The sequence below is a fragment of the Streptomyces sp. NPDC059008 genome, from assembly GCF_042749045.1.
Taxonomy (GTDB): Bacteria; Actinomycetota; Actinomycetes; order Streptomycetales; family Streptomycetaceae; genus Streptomyces.
Window position 1 is genome coordinate 38599 of sequence record NZ_JBHYJC010000002.1, and the last position, 19052, is coordinate 57650.

At 71.9% G+C, this 19052-nt stretch carries 22 protein-coding genes; 12 read left to right on the top strand and 10 right to left on the bottom strand.

Features of this window, described 5'->3' with window-relative positions:
* Positions 1-35: 35 nt before the first annotated feature.
* Entirely contained in the window at positions 36-1472 is a 1437-nt protein-coding gene (locus ACFWZH_RS02995; RefSeq protein ID WP_384424707.1) for a PP2C family protein-serine/threonine phosphatase, read from the top strand.
* A gap of 56 nt (positions 1473-1528) precedes the next feature.
* Here the strand turns inward: ACFWZH_RS02995 and ACFWZH_RS03000 are convergent, their stop codons facing one another.
* From ACFWZH_RS03000 to ACFWZH_RS03015, 4 genes are all read right to left on the bottom strand, one after another.
* Entirely contained in the window at positions 1529-1873 is a 345-nt protein-coding gene (locus ACFWZH_RS03000; RefSeq protein WP_384425604.1) for a DUF2516 family protein, read from the bottom strand.
* 157 nt (positions 1874-2030) lie between these two features.
* On the bottom strand, positions 2031-2651 hold the full coding sequence (locus tag ACFWZH_RS03005) for a hypothetical protein (protein WP_384424709.1): 621 nt from the start codon (positions 2649-2651) through the stop codon (positions 2031-2033).
* Between the two features lie 33 nt (positions 2652-2684).
* Positions 2685-3128: a helix-turn-helix domain-containing protein gene (locus tag ACFWZH_RS03010; RefSeq protein ID WP_384424711.1), complete on the bottom strand. Its 444-nt coding sequence runs from the start codon at positions 3126-3128 to the stop codon at positions 2685-2687.
* Between the two features lie 92 nt (positions 3129-3220).
* Complete coding sequence (locus ACFWZH_RS03015; RefSeq protein WP_384425607.1) at positions 3221-4048, bottom strand: hypothetical protein; 828 nt, start codon at positions 4046-4048, stop codon at positions 3221-3223.
* 430 nt (positions 4049-4478) lie between these two features.
* Between ACFWZH_RS03015 and ACFWZH_RS03020 the strand changes: the two genes are divergently transcribed.
* Both ACFWZH_RS03020 and ACFWZH_RS03025 read left to right on the top strand, forming a co-directional pair.
* Positions 4479-5036, top strand: coding sequence for a DUF3291 domain-containing protein (locus ACFWZH_RS03020; protein WP_384424713.1), 558 nt, complete (start codon positions 4479-4481; stop codon positions 5034-5036).
* Between the two features lie 276 nt (positions 5037-5312).
* Positions 5313-6134, top strand: a complete 822-nt coding sequence (locus tag ACFWZH_RS03025; protein ID WP_384424715.1) for a class I SAM-dependent methyltransferase — start codon at positions 5313-5315, stop codon at positions 6132-6134.
* 118 nt (positions 6135-6252) lie between these two features.
* On the opposite strand, the gene ACFWZH_RS03030 is transcribed toward ACFWZH_RS03025, so the two are convergent.
* The gene (locus ACFWZH_RS03030; protein ID WP_384424717.1) at positions 6253-6864 is read right to left on the bottom strand and encodes a TetR/AcrR family transcriptional regulator; all 612 of its coding nucleotides are present in this window, start codon (positions 6862-6864) and stop codon (positions 6253-6255) included.
* A gap of 233 nt (positions 6865-7097) precedes the next feature.
* On the opposite strand from ACFWZH_RS03030, the gene ACFWZH_RS03035 reads away from it, so the two are divergent.
* The 3 genes from ACFWZH_RS03035 to ACFWZH_RS03045 all read left to right on the top strand — a co-directional run bounded on the left by ACFWZH_RS03035 (position 7098) and on the right by ACFWZH_RS03045 (position 9813).
* Positions 7098-8267 carry an FAD-dependent oxidoreductase gene (locus ACFWZH_RS03035; protein ID WP_384424719.1) on the top strand — a complete coding sequence of 390 codons (1170 nt, stop codon included), beginning with the start codon at positions 7098-7100 and terminating at the stop codon, positions 8265-8267.
* A gap of 197 nt (positions 8268-8464) precedes the next feature.
* On the top strand, positions 8465-9361 hold the full coding sequence (locus ACFWZH_RS03040; RefSeq protein WP_384424721.1) for an RNA polymerase sigma-70 factor: 897 nt from the start codon (positions 8465-8467) through the stop codon (positions 9359-9361).
* Entirely contained in the window at positions 9349-9813 is a 465-nt protein-coding gene (locus ACFWZH_RS03045; RefSeq protein WP_384424723.1) for an SRPBCC family protein, read from the top strand. Before ACFWZH_RS03040 ends, ACFWZH_RS03045 begins: the two co-directional genes overlap by 13 nt.
* A gap of 45 nt (positions 9814-9858) precedes the next feature.
* On the opposite strand, the gene ACFWZH_RS03050 is transcribed toward ACFWZH_RS03045, so the two are convergent.
* Entirely contained in the window at positions 9859-10764 is a 906-nt protein-coding gene (locus ACFWZH_RS03050) for a putative protein N(5)-glutamine methyltransferase (protein ID WP_384424725.1), read from the bottom strand.
* 403 nt (positions 10765-11167) lie between these two features.
* Here ACFWZH_RS03050 and ACFWZH_RS03055 point away from each other — a divergent pair, with 403 nt between their 5' ends.
* The 5 genes from ACFWZH_RS03055 to ACFWZH_RS03075 all read left to right on the top strand — a co-directional run bounded on the left by ACFWZH_RS03055 (position 11168) and on the right by ACFWZH_RS03075 (position 14767).
* Positions 11168-11611 carry a hypothetical protein gene (locus ACFWZH_RS03055; RefSeq protein WP_384424726.1) on the top strand — a complete coding sequence of 148 codons (444 nt, stop codon included), beginning with the start codon at positions 11168-11170 and terminating at the stop codon, positions 11609-11611.
* Positions 11608-11925, top strand: a complete 318-nt coding sequence (locus ACFWZH_RS03060; protein WP_384424728.1) for a winged helix-turn-helix domain-containing protein — start codon at positions 11608-11610, stop codon at positions 11923-11925. The genes ACFWZH_RS03055 and ACFWZH_RS03060 overlap by 4 nt, the downstream gene beginning before the upstream one ends.
* 239 nt (positions 11926-12164) lie before the next feature.
* Positions 12165-13157: an aldo/keto reductase gene (locus ACFWZH_RS03065; protein WP_384424730.1), complete on the top strand. Its 993-nt coding sequence runs from the start codon at positions 12165-12167 to the stop codon at positions 13155-13157.
* Between the two features lie 232 nt (positions 13158-13389).
* On the top strand, positions 13390-13803 hold the full coding sequence (locus ACFWZH_RS03070) for a VOC family protein (RefSeq protein WP_384424732.1): 414 nt from the start codon (positions 13390-13392) through the stop codon (positions 13801-13803).
* A 67-nt stretch (positions 13804-13870) separates the two neighbouring features.
* Positions 13871-14767, top strand: a complete 897-nt coding sequence (locus ACFWZH_RS03075; protein ID WP_384424734.1) for a class I SAM-dependent methyltransferase — start codon at positions 13871-13873, stop codon at positions 14765-14767.
* Between the two features lie 84 nt (positions 14768-14851).
* Here ACFWZH_RS03075 and ACFWZH_RS03080 read toward each other — a convergent pair whose 3' ends face one another.
* Positions 14852-15265 carry a VOC family protein gene (locus ACFWZH_RS03080; RefSeq protein WP_384424736.1) on the bottom strand — a complete coding sequence of 138 codons (414 nt, stop codon included), beginning with the start codon at positions 15263-15265 and terminating at the stop codon, positions 14852-14854.
* A gap of 138 nt (positions 15266-15403) precedes the next feature.
* Here ACFWZH_RS03080 and ACFWZH_RS03085 point away from each other — a divergent pair, with 138 nt between their 5' ends.
* A complete protein-coding gene (locus ACFWZH_RS03085) occupies positions 15404-16009 on the top strand; it encodes a TetR/AcrR family transcriptional regulator (protein WP_384424738.1) in 606 nt (201 codons plus the stop codon).
* 47 nt (positions 16010-16056) lie between these two features.
* On the opposite strand, the gene ACFWZH_RS03090 is transcribed toward ACFWZH_RS03085, so the two are convergent.
* The 3 genes from ACFWZH_RS03090 to ACFWZH_RS03100 form a co-directional block, all read right to left on the bottom strand.
* Complete coding sequence (locus ACFWZH_RS03090; protein WP_384424740.1) at positions 16057-16623, bottom strand: NADPH-dependent FMN reductase; 567 nt, start codon at positions 16621-16623, stop codon at positions 16057-16059.
* A 262-nt stretch (positions 16624-16885) separates the two neighbouring features.
* A complete protein-coding gene (locus ACFWZH_RS03095; protein ID WP_384424742.1) occupies positions 16886-17317 on the bottom strand; it encodes an ankyrin repeat domain-containing protein in 432 nt (143 codons plus the stop codon).
* A gap of 665 nt (positions 17318-17982) precedes the next feature.
* Positions 17983-19008: an asparaginase gene (locus ACFWZH_RS03100; protein ID WP_384424744.1), complete on the bottom strand. Its 1026-nt coding sequence runs from the start codon at positions 19006-19008 to the stop codon at positions 17983-17985.
* Between the last annotated feature and the right edge of the window lie 44 nt (positions 19009-19052).

Here is a 19052-nt window from a genome sequence, read left to right on the forward strand (position 1 = left end):
CGAACCCCCTCGGGGGGAGGGAAGGAAGCAGACCGATGCCCGTACCCGTACCGCACCAGCGGACGGTCGTGCTGCCCCACCAGGCAGGACCGGTGAACGACGCCTGCGCGGATTCCGCGCGGGCGGCCGGCGCGCCGGGCGCGGGGGACGCGACGGACCAGGGCGTGCGCGTCCCGGCACCCGACGCCGGCCGGCGGACCGCCCACGCGGCGCCGCAGGGCCTCCAGGAGCCCGAGGAGCCGCTTGTGGACGAACGGCGACTTTCGGCCGACCACGGGACGCCCCAGCAGGGCCTGACCCTGCTCCTCATCGGCGAGGACCCCAACAGCCATGTCCCGGAGATGTCGGACTGGGCGGGCCGCCGGGTACGCCTGCGCACCGCCCGCAACCTCACCGAGGCCGAGCGGCTGCTCACCGACGACGTGCACTGCATCCTGCTCGACCTGCCCCCGGCGGAGCGCGACGACCGCACCGAGCGCGACGGCGGCCCGGACGGCGTGCCCGGCGCCGAGCTGGGCATGCTGCACGACGTCCTGCGGATGGCGCCCTCGCACGCCGTCCTCGTCCTGACCTACGAGACGGACGCCGAGCGCGCCGCCGACGCCGTACGCGTCGGCGCCCAGGACTACCTCTTCCGCGACGAGCTGGACGGCGCGGTCCTCAGCCGCGCCGTGCGCTACGCCGTCGAACGCAAGCGCGCCGACCTCGCGCAGCGCCAGCTCACCGAGTCGCGGATGCTCGCCCAGGAGAACGCCCGCCTGGAGCGCGGCCTGCTGCCCACACCGCTGCTCGACGGCTCCGACCTGCGCTTCGCGGCCTGCTACCGCCCCGGCCGCAGCCGCGCGCTGCTCGGCGGCGACTTCTACGACACGGTCCGCACCCCCGACGGCACCGTCCACGCGATGATCGGCGACGTCTGCGGCCACGGCCCCGACGAGGCAGCCCTCGGAGTCGAGCTGCGGATCGCCTGGCGCGCCCTGACCTTCGCCGGGCTCTCCGGCGACGAGCTGCTGGCCACCCTCCAGAAGGTCCTGGAGCACGAGCGCTCCGACGACGAGATCTTCGCCACGCTCTGCACCGTCGACATCTCCGCCGACGGCCACCACGCCGGCCTCTCCCTGGCCGGCCACCCGGCCCCCCTGCTGGCCCGCGCCGGCGAGCTCCCGCAGCTGCTGCCGTACGAATGCGGCGGCCCGGCGCTCGGTCTGCTGCCGCAGGCCCGCTGGCCGCGCCGGCAGGTCGAGCTGGGCGGCTCCTGGAGCCTGATGATGTACACCGACGGCCTGATCGAGGGCCGGATCGGCGAGGGCAACCGGCGCCTGGGCCAGGAGGGCATGACCGAGATGGTCAGCCGGCAGATGGCGCGCGGCCTCACGGGCGAGGACCTGCTCGACGCCACGGTCCGCGAGGTACGCGACCTCAACGGCGGCGAGCTGACCGACGACGTGGCCGTACTGCTGCTGGACCGCTGACCGCTGAGGTCACTGCTGCCGGACCGGAGCCGATGTGCTCGCCGTGTGCCCGGTGCTCAGCGCCCGCCGTTGTAGGGCCCGTACGGCCCGTCCGAGCTGGAGCCGCCGCGCCGCGGGCCGCGCCCGCCGCCGGTGACCTCCCGCAGCGCCGGTCGCACGTCGACGGTGTAGACGATCACCGCGATCACGCCGATGATCGGCAGGAACGACATGATCGGGAGGATGAACAGCAGCGCCGTGGCGAGGGCGAGGAAGATCAGCCACATGCCCTTGGTCTGCTTGCTCGCGGCACGGTAGGCGTCCTCGCGGCGCACCGCCGCATCGATCAGCATCACGCCGGCATAGATGCCCAGGGCGAGCTGCACCCAGCTCAGAAGGCTCTGGAACCCGTAGATCAGCACGCCATACACCGCCCGTTCGCCGGTCGTGTCGTCTTCGTCGGCCGCGGCCGTCCACCGGCCCGCCGCGGCCCCACCGTACCCGGACAACGGGCCGGGCACCTCAAGGGTGCCCGGCCCGGCCGGGCGATCCGCGTCCCCGGGGAAAGGGGGCGCCGGTTCACTTCGCAGACGGCGGGGTGCTCTTCTTCGCCGGTGCCGGCTTGCGCTGCGCGACCGGCTTCTTCGGGGCGGCGGGCTTGGCCTGGGTCGTCGACGGGGTGGCCTTGGTCTCCGCCTTGGCCCCGTTGGCGGTCTCGGTCTTCGCGCCGCCCTTGGCCGCCGACTTCGGGGCCGGCTCCGGCTCGATCGCCACCGCGAGCTCCTCGACCTGGTCGGCGGCCTCGCCGCGCCAGGTCGCCACCGCGCCGCGGCCGCGCTCGGCCAGCTCCTCGTAGCCCTCACGAGCCCGCACCGCGGTCTCGGCGACCCGGCCCACGCCCTGCAGCGCGAGCTCCTGCGCCTGGTCGCGGAACTTCTTGAAGTCGCCGTCGAGCGAGTCCAGCAGCTCGGCCAGCTTCTCCTGGGCGTCCTTGGCCTGCTTGGTGACCAGCGCCTGGACGTCCTTGGGGTCGGTGCTGCGCACGGACTCGAAGCGCTTGGGCGCCTCGGCCTTGAGCTTCTCGACGAGCTGCGGCACCTCGCCGAGCTTCTCGGCGGCCAGGTCGACCGTGCCGGCCAGGGCGTACAGCGGGGTCGTGTTGGTCAGGGCCTTGCGGAGGTCATCGGTGTTGATGGCCATGACGTGGTTCCTCCTGGAAACGAAATCGGTTGCTCAGGTGGCGTGCGGGCCGTCTTCGGCCTCTGTCTGGGTGTCCGTGCCGCGCCTGTTCCCGGACCCGCTCGCAGTGCCGTCCTTGTCGCCGCCGACCAGCCCGTTCTCCTTGCGGAAGGACTCGTAGATCTGCAGCAGGACCTGCTTTTGCCGCTCGTTGAGCGCGGGGTCGGTGAGTATCGCGGTCTGCACCTCGACCCCGTCGAGCCCCCGCCGCTCGTCCAGGATCCCGGCCTGGACGTACAGCGTCTCGGCGGATATCCGCAGCGCCTTGGCGAGCTGCTGCAGGATCTCCGCGCTCGGCTTGCGCAAGCCGCGCTCGATCTGGCTGAGATACGGATTGGACACCCCGGCGGCATCCGCGAGCTGCCGCAGGCTCAGCTGCGCCGTGCGCCGCTGCTCCCGCAGGAACTCGCCGAGATTGCCGACGTTGAGTGATGCCATGACTCGATACTGCATCCTCGTGCTAACTATTGCAAGCAAGCCGCTAGCAAAAGTGGTTCGAGCAGGTGTGACGTAGCGCTCCCGTCGGCCCTTCAGCGCTTTCGTCGGGCCGAGCGGGGCCGGGCGCGCAGGGCAGGCAGCCGGGCGCAGTCGTCCGCTCCGGCCAGGCTCTCGCCCAGGGCCAGGAGCGAGAGGACCCGCACCGGCCGGCCGACTGTGGCAGCGGCCTCCAGTTTGTGGTGGCCGTCGAGGAGGAAGTGGGTCAGCCCCCAGTGCGCGGAAGGGTCGTCTCCCACGTCGAGGGCCGGCCGGCACACGTCGAGCGTGGAGATCGCGACCGCCGTGGAGACCGTTCCCTGCTCCATGAGTGCTCCGTACTCCTCGACGCGTTCCCTCTCGTTCCACGTCGGGGGAACCATGGGCACGATGAACTCGTAGAGGTGGGCGTCCGCGTCGACGGCGGTCTCGAAGGTTCGGTAGTACGGGGTGTGCGGGTACTCCGGGAGGCCCCAGAACTGATCGACTCCCCACGTCGCGACCTGTTCGTGGCTGAAGTAGTCGCCTTCTTTGCCGGGGACGACCAGCCGGGGTTCTACGTCCAGGAGCAGCGGGAGGTACTCGCCCTCCGGCAGCAACGCACCGAATGCCTCGATCACGCCGGCGTCATCCGGATCGTCCAGCGCACCGGTGAGTCGTTCCTGCACGCTCTCCAGGGACAACTTCTCCCGCGCGGTCTCCAATCGGCGGAACAGGAGTGGGCACGTTCCGCAGTAGAAGCTGAGCTCGAAGGCGGGCTCGTCGTCGACCATGAGCAAGCGGCGCCGCGGCCCGCCGCCGATCTCCTGCCGTTCCGTCTCGAAGCGCAACCGCGCCTCAGGGGCGGGGAGGCCGAGGCTGCGCGAGCCGCCCGTTTTGATCATCACGGACCGACAGTACGGGTACGGGGCCCTGGGGTCGGCTCCACCGACTACTGAGCGCCTATCTGGTCGGTCGGGCCGACTGAAGCGCTCGGTCACAGCAGGTGCGAGCCGAGCGATCCAGCCGATAGACCTCCCCGGTCGCCGGGCCGACGCGGACGTCCACGACGGCAGGCGACGCCACCGTCCCAGCCCCCGCAAAGGACCTGTGCACGAGGCCACTTGTACAGGGAAAACGCAACTTCGACAGGGCCCGCGGAGGCCGCTACCTTCACCTGGTCTTCGGCGATCGCCCACGGTCGCAGGGGAGTTCCTTCGGACTGAGCCACCCGTGACGGGACGAGCTGTCACGCCCCACGAACCCTCGCCCCATGCCCCATGCCCAAGCCACCGAACCGGGTCCACACCAGGCACCCCCACCAGGGAGAGACGCATGCCCCATCTTGCGCTGTACACATTCGGCGTCCTGAAGTCACCTCTCGCCGATCCCGGACCTCTCACGCGCGAACTCCACGGCAGCGGCGAGGCCATCTACCGGAAGATCAGCCAGCACCCCGGGTACCTCACTCGTGCCGAAGCGGCAGACCGCAGCCGGGGCACACACTTCGACTTGGACTGGGGTGCATGGGGCGAGTTCGCCGTACCGACCTGGTACGACAAGGGCCGCACCGTGGAAACCGCCGTCCTGGACGCGACCCTCTCGCTCTGGACCGACCTGCGCCTCGCCTTCGACGCCGTCTACACCGGTCTGCACCGCGAGGCGCTGAACAGGCGTCACGACTGGTTCGAGAGGACAGAACACCCGAGCCACGTCTGCTGGTGGGTCTCCGACGGCGTGATACCCACCTGGCGGGACGGGGTTTCCAGGCTGGAATACCTCCACGACCACGGCTCCGCGCCGCACGCCTTCACCTTCCACCACTCGTTCACCCCGGACGGAACTCCCACCAGGATCAAGGACATCGGGCCGAAGAGCGACCAGGTCCGCTGACGAGGAAGCCTGAACGACCGGGCCCGCTGCCGAGCGCCTCGGTGGAATGACGGCGAACGACCCGGCTCGGGACCGGACAAGTGACCGAGCCCGGCCCGGTGCGGCCTCGCCCTGGCGGAAAACCGCGGGGTACGCCCGCGGCATGGGCAACCAGGCCACACGATGAGTCGACGTGGATGGCACGGACAGCAAGTGACCCCGCACGACATGCGCTTTCAGGAGGTGGGCACTATGACGGACAGTGCTGAGCGAACCGGTCTCCCCGCCATGCGTCCCATGGTGCAGGAGGTGTACGGCCCGGCCGATCTGAGCGGGAAGCCGATCTTCGCCGGTGGATTCATCAACTTCGGGTACTGGCGCGCCCTCGACCTGAGCCTCCCGCTCGGCGAGGCGGAACGGGTGCGCAGCCAGGAGGACCTCTACCGGCACGTCCTCGGCGCCGCCGGTCTGCGCAGGGAGCCGACGGAGCCGCCGGAGTCGACGGGACCGAAGGTCCTTGAAGTGGGCTGTGGGCTGGGCATGGGGTGTGCGGTGACCCTGCGGGAGTACGGCTCCGCTGCGGTGACCGGTATGGACATCCATCCGCAGCAACTGCGGCGGGCGCGCGACGCCCACGCGGACCTGCTGCGGGACGTACCGCGACGGTTGCGGTTCGTCCAGGGGGCCGCGGAGCGGATGCCTTTCGAGGACGGCGAGTTCGATGCCGTCATCAGTGTGGAGGCCGCTCAGCACTTCCCGGATCTCGAAGCCTTCGTCGCGGAGACCTCGCGGGTGCTGCGGCCGGGTGGCCGGATGGCCGTCGCCACCTTCTTCACGGTGGACGACGCGCCCGGCCGGCCCGAGGAACTCGCCCGGTTGCTGGACACGTTCGCGAACGGGCTGGACATCGCCTGGCCGGTGAACGTACTCGCGGATGCGCTCACGGCGGCCGGGCTCACGGACGTCCGCGTCGAATCCATCGGGCCGCACGTCTGGCAGGGGTGGGACCTCTGGCTCGGCCGGTGGTGGGCCCCGGAAACCTGGCCGCGGAACTTTCTGCGCGCCTACGAGGAGGGGGTCCTCGACTACTACGTCGTCACGGCGGGGCGGCCGGAGTAAGGGACGCGGCGCCGCCGCCCGACGGGCGGGCCGGTCACCGCCGCCGTAGTGACGGTGACCGGCCCCGGCGGCCTGGATTCGGCCTGCGCGGCAAGCCTCGACGGGAAGCGATGTGGAGTCAGCTCGCCGACGCCTCGCCCGGACGTTCTTCCTGCCGTGCCAGCGGGGTGCCGCCCCAGCCGTCTTCCAGCAGGGCGAACACCTCGCGCATGGTCCGGACCGGGTCCTCACCGGCGCGGGCGATGCCGGGGGCTTCCAGGGTGAAGCGAGCCAGGGCGGCGACGGCGGGGGAGTCCGGGGCGAGCCCGGTGGCCTCGGCGAGGGCGGCGGCCAGTGCCTTCTCGTGGCGCGACCACATGCGCCGGGCGTAGTCCCGCAGCGCGGGCGTGGATTCGACGAGGACGAACGTGGGGTCGTCGGTCCGGACGGCGGTACGGCTGCGGACCATGTGGTCGCGCAGGGCGTGCAGCACGGACTGGCCGGGGGCCCGGTCGCGGACCGCGGCGACCAGCGCGTTCTCGACGTCCGCGTCCAGGTCGAAGACGAGGGCTTCCTTGCTGGGGAAGTGCTTGAAGAGCGTGCTCAGCGAGACGTCGGCCGCTTCGGCCACCTCGCGTACGCCGACGTCGTCGAAGCCGCGCTCGGTGAACAGCCGCACCGCGGCATCCGCCAGGGCCTGCCTGGTCTGGGCCTTCTTGCGCTCACGGCGCCCTGTCGTCGTCTCGGCCATGCCCCCACCCTACCCCTTGAGGGGATTTGATCATAAAGGCGATCGACTAGAAAGTCGGAGCAGTTGTACTTTTGGAGCTGCTGTGTTTCTGTGGATGGGCGCACCCGACCGGCGGCACTGAGCTGCCGGACCCCGGGAGGCGACACCCCTCGGCACCCCTGTCGTCAGCGCCCTCTTCGTCAGTGCCCTCTTCGCCGGCACTCCCTTGATCCGTAGAACGGAGCGTGCCCCTCATGTCCACCACTCCCCGCATCGCGATCGTCGGCGCCGGACTCGGCGGCCTCGTCTGCGCCCGCGTCCTGCAGCGGCACGGCGTGCCGGTCACGGTCCTCGAGCAGGAGGCCGACCCCCGCTCCCGCGCGCAGGGCGGCACCCTCGACATCCACGAGGACACCGGCCAGGTCGCCCTGCGCGCGGCCGGACTCTTCGACCGGTTCCTCGCCCTGTCCCGGCCCGAAAGCCAGGAGTGGCGCCTGTACGACCGCCACGCGACCCTGATACGCCACGACCGGGCCGACGAGGGCGATCTGAGCAGGCCCGAGATCGACCGCGGCCAGCTGCGCACCCTCCTGCTGGACTCCCTCGCCCCCGGCACGGTCCGCTGGGGCCACTCCGTCAGGGCTGCCACCCCGCTACCGAACGGCGCCGCCCGCCTGCACCACCACGACCGCACCACCGAGGACTTCGACCTGGTCGTCGGCGCCGACGGCGCCTGGTCCCGGGTGCGCCCCGCGCTCTCCGACGCCCGGCCCGCCTACGCCGGCGTCACGATGGTGGAAACCCACTTCGACGACGTCGACCGCCGCCACCCCGGCATCGCCCACCTGGTCGGCCGCGGCACCATGTCCGCCAAGGCGGGCCGCCGCAGCCTGGTGATGCAGCGCAACAGCAACGGACATGTGCGCGTCTACGTCACCTTCCGCGGCCCCCAGGACTGGCACGCCGGCCTCGACCTCGCGGACACCGACGCCGTACGCGCCCGACTCCTCGCCCAGTACCAGGGCTGGCACGAGAGCCTGCTGGAGATCCTGCGCGACAACGAGGGCGGTTTCCTCAACCGGCCGATGTTCGTCCTGCCCGTTCCCCACACCTGGCAGCGCGTTCCTGGCGTCACCCTGCTCGGCGACGCCGCCCACCTCATGCCGCCCGTCGGCGTCGGCGCCAACCTCGCCCTGCTCGACGGCGCCGAACTCGCCCAGGCCGTCATCGGCCACCCCACCGTCGACGCGGCACTCGACGCCTACGAGGGCGTCATGCTGCCCCGCGCCGCCGACCAGGCGAAGACCGCCCGGCAGCTGCTCACCACCCTGATGCCCGACACCGACTCCGACGAGGCCGCCTTCCCCGACACCCTCTGGCCGACCGACACACTCCCCGACTCCCGCCCCGTGCACAGCGGTTGAGCCCGGGGGGAGTGCGTCGCCCCGCGTTCCTGCAAGGGGGGTGTGGGGCGCTCCGGCCCCACCGGGCGGTGTCGTGAAGTGAATCACACCCGCGGGCTGTCACGGTTTGCCGGCGCGGGGTGTCTCGATGGGCGTCCGAGGAGAGGAGCCGGGTGTGATGTCGGGGTACGCACGCATGCTCATGGTGGGGGCGGGCCATGGTTGAGGACGCCTTCACCGAACACCGTCCACTGCTGTTCACCATCGCCTACGAGATGCTGGGCAGCGCCGCCGACGCCGAGGACGTGCTGCAGGAGAGCTATCTGCGGTGGAGCGCGGTCGATCCGGCCACGGTCGAGCATCCGCGCGCCTACCTGGTCCGCGTGGTGACCCGGCAGGCCCTCAACCACCTGCGCACGGTCAGGGCACGGCGCGAGGACTACGTCGGCCCCTGGCTGCCCGAGCCGATCCGCACCGCGCCCGACGTGAGCGACGACACGATCCTGGCCGAGTCGGTGTCGATGGCCATGATGCTCGTCCTGGAGACGCTCAACCCGACCGAACGCGCGGTCTTCGTACTGCACGAGGTGTTCGGCTACACCCACGGCGAGATCGCCGCCTCGGTCGGCAGGACCGAGGTCGCCGTCCGGCAGATCGCCCACCGGGCACGCCGGCACGTCCACGCGCGGCGCCGCCGCTTCGAGCCCGACTCCGGTGCCGCCCGCGAGGTCGTCCAGCGGTTCCTGCTCGCGGCGACGACCGGCGAAGTCCAGGCGCTGATGGACCTGTTGGCCCCCGACGTCGTGCAGATCTCCGACGGCGGCGGGAAGGTGGTCGCCGCCCGCCGCCCGATCACCGGCCGCGCCGAGGTGGCCCGCTTCGTCCTCGGCGTGCTGCGCACCACCACCGCGGCGACCCGCATCGAGCACGCCACCTACAACGGCATGCCCGCGGCCCGGTTCGTCACCGACGGCGAACTCGACTGGCTGGTCGCGTTCGAGATCCACGACGGACGGATCACCGGCCTCTACGGCATCCGCAACCCCGACAAGCTGCACCGCGCCGAGACGGTGCTCCCACTCGACCGAGGAGGCCACCAGCCGTGGAAACCATGACCGTCGAGCGCGTCATCGACGCCCCGATCGAGGACGTGTTCGCCTGGCTGACCACGACCACCCACTACACGGCCTCGCCGCTGATCCTGCGCTGCCGCCTCACCCGGCACGGCGAGTCCGCGCCCTACGGGGTCGGCGCGGTACGCAACCACCTCTGGCTCATCGGCTGGTTCCGGGAACGCATCACCCGGTACGACCCGCCGTATGCCACCGAGTACGTCGTCGAACGCAGCCTGCCGCCGTCCCGGCACGAACTCGGCCGGATGACGTTCACCGAGGTCGACGGCGGCACCCAGGTGTGCTGGACCACCCGCGCCGAGATCCCGGTCCCCCTGCTCGGCGCCTTCCTCACCCGGCGCCTCGCACGGCCGGTCATCACCCGCACGTTCCGCAACATCCTCGACACCGCCGACGCCGCGCTGGCCCGGCACCCCGACCGGAAGCGGGCCTGACGGCGGGCGCGGCGCCGACGAGCGGACACCGGGCCCGCCCCGCCGTCAGTCCGGGCGGGTCCCGACGACGATCGTGGCGTACAGCTCGTCGGAGGAGTCCACCCGGGCGAGCAGTCCGTTGCGGGTGAAGGCCTCGACGGCCCGGGGCGCCTGACGTTCGCTCGTCTCGACCAGCAGATGGCCGCCCGGCGCCAGCCACCGCGGGGCGGCCGCGGTCACCCGCCGCAGCACGTCGAGCCCGTCCGCACCGCCGTCGAGCGCCACCAGCGGCTCGTGGTCACGCGCCTCCGGGGGCAGCAGCCCGACCTCTTCGGACGGTACGTAGGGGACGTTGGCCACCAGGATGTCGATGCGCCCCCGCAGGGCGGCGGGCAGCGGGTCGAAGAGGTCGCCCTCGTAGACCTCGCCGCCCATGGCGGCGACGTTGCGGCGGGCGCAGCGCACCGCCGCGGGCTCGATGTCGGCGGCGTACAACTCGACCCGTTCCAGGCCGTCGGCCAGCGCGGCGCCCACCGCGCCGGAGCCGCAGCACAGGTCGACGGCGACGAGGGGACGCCGGGTGCGGCCGGTGGTCCGGCGGCCGAGCTCCACGGCCCGCCCCACGAGGAATTCGGTGCGGCGCCGGGGCACGAAGACACCGGGGTCGACGGCGACCCGCAGGCCGCGGAACTCCGCCCAGCCGACGACGTGTTCAAGGGGCAGGCCGACGACTCGCTGCTCGACCATGACGGCGAGTTCGTCCGGCGTACGCGCCGCGGAGACGAGCAACTCCGCCTCGTCCTCGGCGAAGACACAGCCGGCTGCGCGCAGCCTGGCGACGACGGTGGAGCGGGGGAGTGGCGCTACGTGCCCAGGGGTGAGAGGTGACGACTGCCCAGGCGTGAGAGGTGGCGACTGCGCGGGGGCGAAAGGCGAGAACTGCGCGGGCGGTGACTTCGGAGATGACGACATGTGAGCCCTTTCGGGGCGCCGAGGGCGCTTACCGGGTCACGTGTGCCGGACGGTCACCTGCATCGGGTGGCCGTACGGGCGTGAGACGAAAGCGCCTGCCTGCTCTGGCGGGGTATCGGTCTCACCTCCTCGGTCGGTCCACTGCTGGCACGCAACAGTACCTGACCTGGGGCGGGGGCACATGAGGGGGTGGGGTGGGGCGGGACGACGGGTTGGAGCGGGGGCCGTGGAGAGCGGGGCTGCGGAGAGCGGCGCTGAGGAGAGCGGGGCTGCGGAGGGAGCGAGCAGGGTCTGGCCGGAAAGTACTTGTCAGATTGGAAAGTTCTTGTCACGATGAATGCACGAGGCCGGCGAAGGACCGGCGGGGAGAAGAAACACCGGTTCGTCAGGGGGGACTGACACCATGTCGGAGTACGCGTCTGCTTCTGGGGCGTCATCCGCGGCACGGGACGCGGCGGCCGCACTGGCCCGTGCGCAGGAGTTGCGCTCAACGGTCAAGGACGGCACGAAGTGGTACGTCCGCTATCAAGTGATCTACGGTTGCGCCTCCGCGCTCCTGGTGCTCGCCATAGGGCTGTTGGGTCAGCCCCATGGTGTGGCGCTCGGCATCGGTTTCTGGGTCGTCGTCATCACCGGCCTGTCGGTGTACTCGGCCCGGCAGCGCGTCTCCCGGGTCGGGTTCGGCCGATGGCATGCCGGCCTGATCATCGCCTGGGCGCTGCTCTACGGCGCGGTGCTGGTGCCTGGCCTGATCTGGTTTCAGGGCGCGGCGGCATGGTGGGTGCCCGGCGCACTGGTGGTTGCCCTTCCCGGGCTGATAGGCGGCTATTTGGAGGCCCGGCGGTGACCGACCCGCACCAGGGAACCCATCCACGCCACGGGCTCGACGAGGTCATCCACGCACCGGTCCGATTCTCCATCGTGGCGACGCTGGCGGCCGCGGAGAAAGCCGAGTTCGCCTTCGTCCGCGACACCGTGGAGGTGAGCGATTCGGTGCTGTCGCGCCAGGTCGCCACCCTGGAGAAGGCCGGCTATGTCGCCGTCACCAAGGGGTACGTCGGCAAGCGCCCGCGCACCTGGCTCGCCCTGACGCCCACCGGCCGTGCCACCTTCACCGCCCACTGCCAGGCCCTCCGGGCCATCGCGGGAGCCACTGACTGACAGCGGCGCACCGGCTGACGGGGGAAGCCGACTGGTGGGGCACCGACTGGGGGAGCACCGACTGACGCGGGACTCCGCCTGGTGGGGGACGGGGCGACGGTGCGGACCGGTAGGCACTGAACTGCCGCCTCACCCTGACAGCAACCCGCAATCCAGGCGTCGTTGACTTCGAGTGCGCTCCAATGCATACCGTCCCGAAGGGGCTCCGGGAAAGGCCCGGCCCAGGAGGTAGCAGCACCATGACCACGACCAACATTCCTTCGCGCAAGCTCGGTGGCCTGGTGGTTTCCGCGCAGGGGCTCGGCTGTATGGGGATGAGCCACGGCTACGGGAAATCGGACGACGCACAGTCGATCGCGACCATCAACCGGGCGCTCGACCTCGGCGTCAGCCTGCTGGACACCTCCGATTTCTACGGTGCGGGGCACAACGAAGAGCTGATCGGCCGAGCCATCGCGGGGCGGCGCGACGAGGTGGTGCTGGCGACGAAGTTCGGGTTCGCCAACCGGCTCGGCGAGCCGACCGCGATCCGGGGCGACGCCGCCTTCGTACGGCAGGCCTGCGACGCGTCGCTGCGCCGGCTCGGGGTCGACCACATCGACCTCTACTACCAGCACCGCGTCGACCCCCGCACACCGATCGAGGAGACCGTCGGTGCGATGGCCGAGCTCGTCGCGGCCGGCAAGGTGCGGCACCTCGGACTGTCCGAGGCGAGCGCGACGACGCTGCGGCGGGCGCACGCGGTGCACCCGATCGCCGCGCTGCAGAGCGAGTGGTCGCTGTGGACCCGTGATCTGGAGCAGGAGATCGTGCCGGTGTGCCGTGAACTGGGCATCGGCCTGGTGCCGTTCTCGCCCCTCGGCCGGGGCTTCCTGACCGGGCAGTACACCTCGGTGCAGGGGCTGGCGGAGACCGACGTACGGCGGACCCAGCCCCGCTTCGCCGACGGCAACCTCGAACAGAACCTGGCCATCGTCGGCAAGCTGAACGAACTCGCCGCGGAGAAGGGCGTCAGCGCCGGACAACTCGCGCTGGCCTGGGTCCAGTACCGAGGGGACGATGTCGTGCCGATCCCCGGCACTCGTCGCCAGAAGTACCTGGAGGAGAACCTCGGCGCACTCGCCGTCGAACTGTCCGCCGACGAGCTCGCCGCCATCGACGCCGCGGCCCCCGCGGCCCGAATAGCCGGGACCCGTTACGACGAGGTGAGCATGACGTTCGTCGACGGCTGAGGCTGACGGCCCCGAGAAGGGGAGAGGTGGGGCCCTGGGGGAGGGCGAGTCCGGTGAGGAGGCCGAGGGGCGGGATCGCGTAGGCGGCATGGCATGGTCCGGGCCCGCGGCCTCGGCGGCGCACAGGATGCGGGTATCCGCCTTCGCTCCCTAGACTTTTTGCAGCGCGACAAGGCCTGAGGTGACGGCGGCCCGGACAGGGGCCGTCGCCCGTACGGAAGGACGGCGCGCCATGGACTGGAAGCTCGAACTGGTGCCGGTTCCGGTGTCCGATGTGGAGCGGGCGAAGCGCTTCTACAGCGAGCAGCTGGGCTTCGCCGTGGACCACGACGTCTGCGTCGGCGACGCCGAGGTGCGCATCGTGCAGCTGACGCCGCCGGGATCGGGCTGCTCGATCGTCATCGGGAGCGGTGCCGGCGTCACACGGGTGCCGCCCGGTTCGGTGCAGGGGCTGCAGCTCGTGGTCTCCGATATCGCCGCGGCCCGTGCGCAGCTGGTCGAACGGGGGGTCCCGGTCAGTCCCGTGCAGCACGTCGAGGACGGGGCGATGGCCGACGGCCCCGGTGGGGCCTGGAACTCGTTCGTCTACTTCAACGACCCGGACGGAAACGGCTGGGCACTGCAGGAGCGCCCCGAGGAGGGCTGAGGCACCCCCCCGGTCGCCGCTTCCGGGCGGGAGACGGATACCGGCGTGCTCTCCTAGGGTGGAGTGGATGACGACGCCTCAGGAAGACTTTCTGCGCAGCTTCCACGCCGCTCGTCCGGCGGTGACCGTGCGGGCGATGGCCCATGGGCGGGCCGAGGACGGCCGGTCGAGTTACGAGATCCTCCGGGACCGGGTGGCGGCGTGCCGGCGGGTGCTGGACCTGGGCTGCGGCGACGGGCTGCTGCTGGAACTCCTTGCCGTCCGCGGTCCGGGCGCCGGCCGGGCGGCGTCCGCACTGGCGGGGCTCGACCTGTCCCCGGAGGAACTGGCGCTCGCGCGTCGGCGCCCGTGCCTCGGCGGGGCCGATCTGCGCCTCGGGCGCGCACAGCAACTGCCGTTCCCGGACGGCTGGTTCGACGGCTGTGTGTCCCATATGGCGCTGATGCTGATGAGCGATGCGGAACGGGTCGCGGCCGAGGTGGCGCGGGTGCTGGCGCCGGGGGGCACGCTGGCCGTCGTCGTGGGGGGCGGCGCGGCCGGCGGGGAGGCGTACGAGACGTTCCTGCGGCTGGCCAAACCGCGGTTCGAGGCGGCGCCCGAGGGGGAGCGGATTCCGCCGCTCGGGGACCGGCGGCTACGGACCCGCGAGGGGTTCGACGAGGTGTTCGGCCCGGCTGGATTCGGCCCCGTGGAGTGGGAGACCGTACGGATCGATCTGACCGGGTCGCCGGAGCGGGTCTGGGCGACGGTGGGCGGCATCTACGACCTCGGGCCGCTCGATCCCGCGGTCACGGCGGAGCTGCGGGGGCGCTTCGAGGCGGAGACGGCGGCGTCCGCCCTGCCCGACGGGCGGATCCCCTGCGCGATGCGGGTGCATATCGCCACGGCGGTACGGCAGGACGGTGGCCCCCGGGGCGGGCAGATGCCAGGTGCCCCGGGCGGCCAGGGGCCGGCGCCTCGTTGAGCCGGGGCGCCGGCGGGGCGGGGCCTTCCGGCCCCGTTCACCGGTCACGGTCCCGGTCTCCTTGTCCACCGGTCACGGCCTCGTTCACAGGCCCTGGGCGGCCATCCACTCCGGGTCGGGGTCGATGAGCTGCAGTACCTCGATCAGGGTGCCCTCCGGCCCCCAGACGTTGAAGCGGCGCTGGCCCCACGGCTCGTCGCGCACCGGTTCGGCGATCGGCACACCCTTGGCGCGCAGTGCGGCCTCCTCGGCTGCGGCGTCCTCCACGAGGAAGGCGACCACTATGCCGCCGGTCTCCTGGGTGCGAAAGCCCTCGGGCATGGACTCATGGCCGCGCTGGACGAAGTCCAGGGTGAATGCGGGGTGCTGGGGGTGCTGGAGGCTGGAGTACCAGTCCAGTTCCGCCAGCGGGCGGAAGCCGAAGTGGTCCGCGTAGAAGCGGGTGCTGACGGCGACATCGTCGGTGAGCAGGGCGGTTCCGAGCTTGGCGAAGCGCATGGTGGTCCCCTCTGTTCGCGGCCGGCCGGTCCGACCGCGGCAACAACTCCAGTTGTAGTACTCTGGCCGTAGTGGTTGCAAGTCGTTTTCTGAAGACGCTCGGAAGGAGTGCGGACGGCATGACGCGAGGTGGACGACATGGTGCGTAATCCGGAGCGGCGGGCGGCGCTGGTGGATGCCGCGATCGAGGTGCTGGCGCGGGACGGTGCGCGCGGGCTGACCTTCCGGGCCGTCGACGAGGCCGCGGGCGTGCCCAAGGGCACCGCCTCCAACTACTTCGCCAACAGGGACGACCTGCTGGGTCAGGTCACCGGGCAGATCCACCAGCGCATCGCGCCCGACCCGGACGAGGTCGCCGAGGTGATGGCGGCGCCGCCGAGCCGGGCGCTGGTCGTCGAGCTGATGAGGTGGATCAACCGCCGGGTGACCGAGAACCGCACCGGCTATCTGGCGATGCTGGAGTTGCGGCTGGAGGCGACCCGGCGCCCCGAACTGCAGGTGGAGATGGTCCGGGCGATCCGGACGACGCTCGACGACGACATCCGCTTCCACCTGGAGAACGGGCTGCCGGGGGACCGTACCGCCGTGATGCTGATCTATCTCGCGATGACCGGACTGATGCTGGAGCAGCTCACGCTGCCCGGAGTGGTCCCGGTCGAGGAGACCGACGGTCTGATTTCGGCGCTCGCCGACCGCGCGATCGTCCCGCAGGACGGTGCGGTGGGCCGGGAGGTCTCCCCGTAGGGGTGCCGCCCGTCGCCGACGGTCCGACGGCCCGGCGGCCGGTGCGGTTAGGCGCCGTACGGCCGGGCCGTACGGGCCTCGCGGAGGGCCACGGCCCACCAGGTCAGCTGGCGGAGCAGGGCGTCGGCGGCCTGGGCGACGGGGGCCGGGTCGTGCAGCCGGCCGGCGTCGTCGAAGAGGTTGCCGGCGAACGGGAGGCTCACCGTCTCGCGCACCGTCGTGGCGTGCAACTCGGCGAAGACCAGCCGCAGTTGCTCGACGGCGCGAAGCCCGCCGGAGATCCCGCCGTACGAGACGAAGCCGACCGGCTTGGCCTGCCACTGGGGGTGCAGCAGGTCGATGGCGTGCTTGAGCGGGGCCGGGAAGGAGTGGTTGTACTCGGGGGTGATCACGACGAAGGCGTCCGCCTCGTCGACGCGCTTGGCGTACGACCCGAACTCCTCGCTGCCGTGGCGGAGTTCGTACGGACGGATGGTGTCCAGGTCGATGACGTCCACGTCGATGTGGGCGTGGCTTTCGGCGTGCCGGGTGAACCAGTTCGCGATGACGGGCGCGAACCGGCGCTCCCGGGTGCTGCCGACGATCACTGCGAGGCGGTAGCGGTGCTCGGACATGTGTGGCCCTTCGTGGCGTGGTGGGTGAGTCGGCGGACGGCGGTGTCGCCGTCGTCGGGACCCGACGCTAGGACCTCAAGCAAGCTTGAGGTCAAGCGCCACGAAAACCCTGTTCAGCCGCCGTGAAGGGCGCCGTTCGCCGGCCGATACGGACGCCGCTCACCCGCCGTCACGGGCGGTGCCCACCCGCCGGTCACGGGCGTCGGGCACCTGCCGTCACGGGCGCGGACACCCGCCGCCGCCAGCGGCGCCGCCCGCCGGTTCACTCCGCCCCGAACAGCTTCAGCAGTTCCGTCTTCTGGAACATCCGGGCCGTCTCGATCGCCGAGGGCGCGCCCGCCGACGGGTCCGCGCCGTGCGCGATCAGCACCTTGACGACCTCGTCCTCGCCCTTGAAGACCGCTCCGGCCAGCGGGGTCTGGCCGCGGTCGTTGGTGCGGTCGACGTCGGCGCCGCGCTGCAACAGGGCCTCGGCGGTGGCGGCGTGGCCGTGGTAGGCGGCCAGCATCACCAGGGAGTCGCCCCTGTCGTTCGTCAGGTTGGCGGGGACGCCCGCGTCCACGTACGCGGCGACGGTGTCGGTGTCACCGTGCCGTGCCAGGTCGAAGACCTTCGCCGCGAGCTGCAGCACCTCGGGGTCGTGCGCGTGCTCGATCGCCTCGGGTCCCTGCGGCTCGGGATTCGCGTCGCTCATGGTCGCCGGCCTCCTGCTGTGGTGGATGGTGCGTGCACTGTCATCGCCACTTTATGCAGGCCATGGCCGTCGCGGCAGCGGTCGCGGGGCCGATGGTGGCCGGGAGTTGCCCGTCTGCTGACGGCTCCCGGCCATGTTCGGGCCGACGGGCCCTACGGGCTGGGCGAACAGATCCCGTAGGGGGTGCGAAGGCCCCCTGCGGGTCCACAACGTGGTGGGGTGTGGGCGGTATTCCGGTGCGGGCTGTGTGATCCGGTCCGGCCGTGCGGCCCGGTGCGGGCGGTGCGATGCGGTCCCGGTGGTGCGATCCGGTGCGGGCGGTGCGGTTCGGGCCGCGCGATCCGATCCGGGCCGCGCGACGCGGTCCGGCCGCGACCCGGTGTGGGCCGTGTGATCCGGCTCGGGCGGTGCGACGCGGTGCGGGCCGCGCGATCCGGTCCCGGTGGTGCGATCCGGTCCGGCCGCGCGACCCGGGGCAGGTGGTGCGATCCGGCCCCGCCGCGCGACCCGGTGCGATGCCGAGGCCTCAGATCCGGGCGGAACCCGTCCGGGCAGGAATCCGGTGCGGGCGGAGATCCAGTCCGGGCGGAGATCCAGTTCGGACGGAGGTCCTGTCGGGGCCGCGCGACCCGGCCCGGGTGGATGCGCCCCCGCGCCGCCCGCCCTCAGAACGCTGCTCGGATCTCGCCCACTCGTACGCCGCCGCCCAGCAGAGGTGCGTCCTCCAGGCGGGACAGTACGGGGGAGTCGATGCCCATCTGGCGCAGGGTGCGGGCCAGGATCGGGCCGAGGGTGCGGGTGGCGCCGTCGTCGATCTTGAAGGCCACGGCGCGGCCGTCCGGGAGGGCCAGCGCCTGCACGGCCTCGGCGCCCATCTTCGACAGGGTGCCGGGCATCGCCTGCATCAGCCAGGTGTCGGGGCGGCGGGTGCCGGCGACGTACTCCGGGTGGGCGCGCATCGCGTCCGCCACCCGCCGCTCCGGGGTGCCGGGCTCGGCCAGTACGAAGTGCCGGAAGGCGCGGGCCAGGCCGGTCAGGGAGAGCGAGAGCAGCGGCGCGCCGCAGCCGTCGGTGCCGACGTGGGCGACGTCCTCGCCGCTGGCGCTGCGCACGCCCTCGGCCACCAGTTGCTGCAGCGGGTGGTCCTGGTCGAGGTACGAGGCCAGCGGCCAGCCGTTGAGCGCGGCGGCGGCCAGCATCGCGGTGTGCTTGCCCGAGCAGTTCATGGCGAGGCGGTCACGGACCCGGCCCGAGGCGAGGTAGGCCTCCGCCTCCGCCGGGTCCAGCGGCAGGTCCGGCGGGGTCTGCAGATGGTCGGGGGTCAGTCCGTGCTCGGCCAGCATCGTACGGACCAGATCGAGGTGGAAGGCCTCGCCGGAGTGGCTCGCGGCGGCCAGCGCCAGCCGCTCACCGGACAGCTCCAGGCCCGCCCGCAGCACCGCCGCCGCCTGCATCGGCTTGTTCGACGAACGCGGGAAGACCGGGGCGGCCACATCGCCCAGCGCCGATTCCACGCTGCCGTCGGCCGCGAGCACCACGAGCGAGCCGCGGTGCCGGCCCTCGACGAAACCGGAGCGCACGACCTCGGCGAGGACGGGAGAAACCGGAGAAGCCGGGGAAGCCGCAGAAGGCACCGAAGCGGCGGACGCCGGGGTCGGCGCGGGGATCGGGGTGGGCGAGGACGAGGTCATCGGCGGCCTTCCGGGGTGGGGGAGTGACCTTCTGGCCCGGAGGC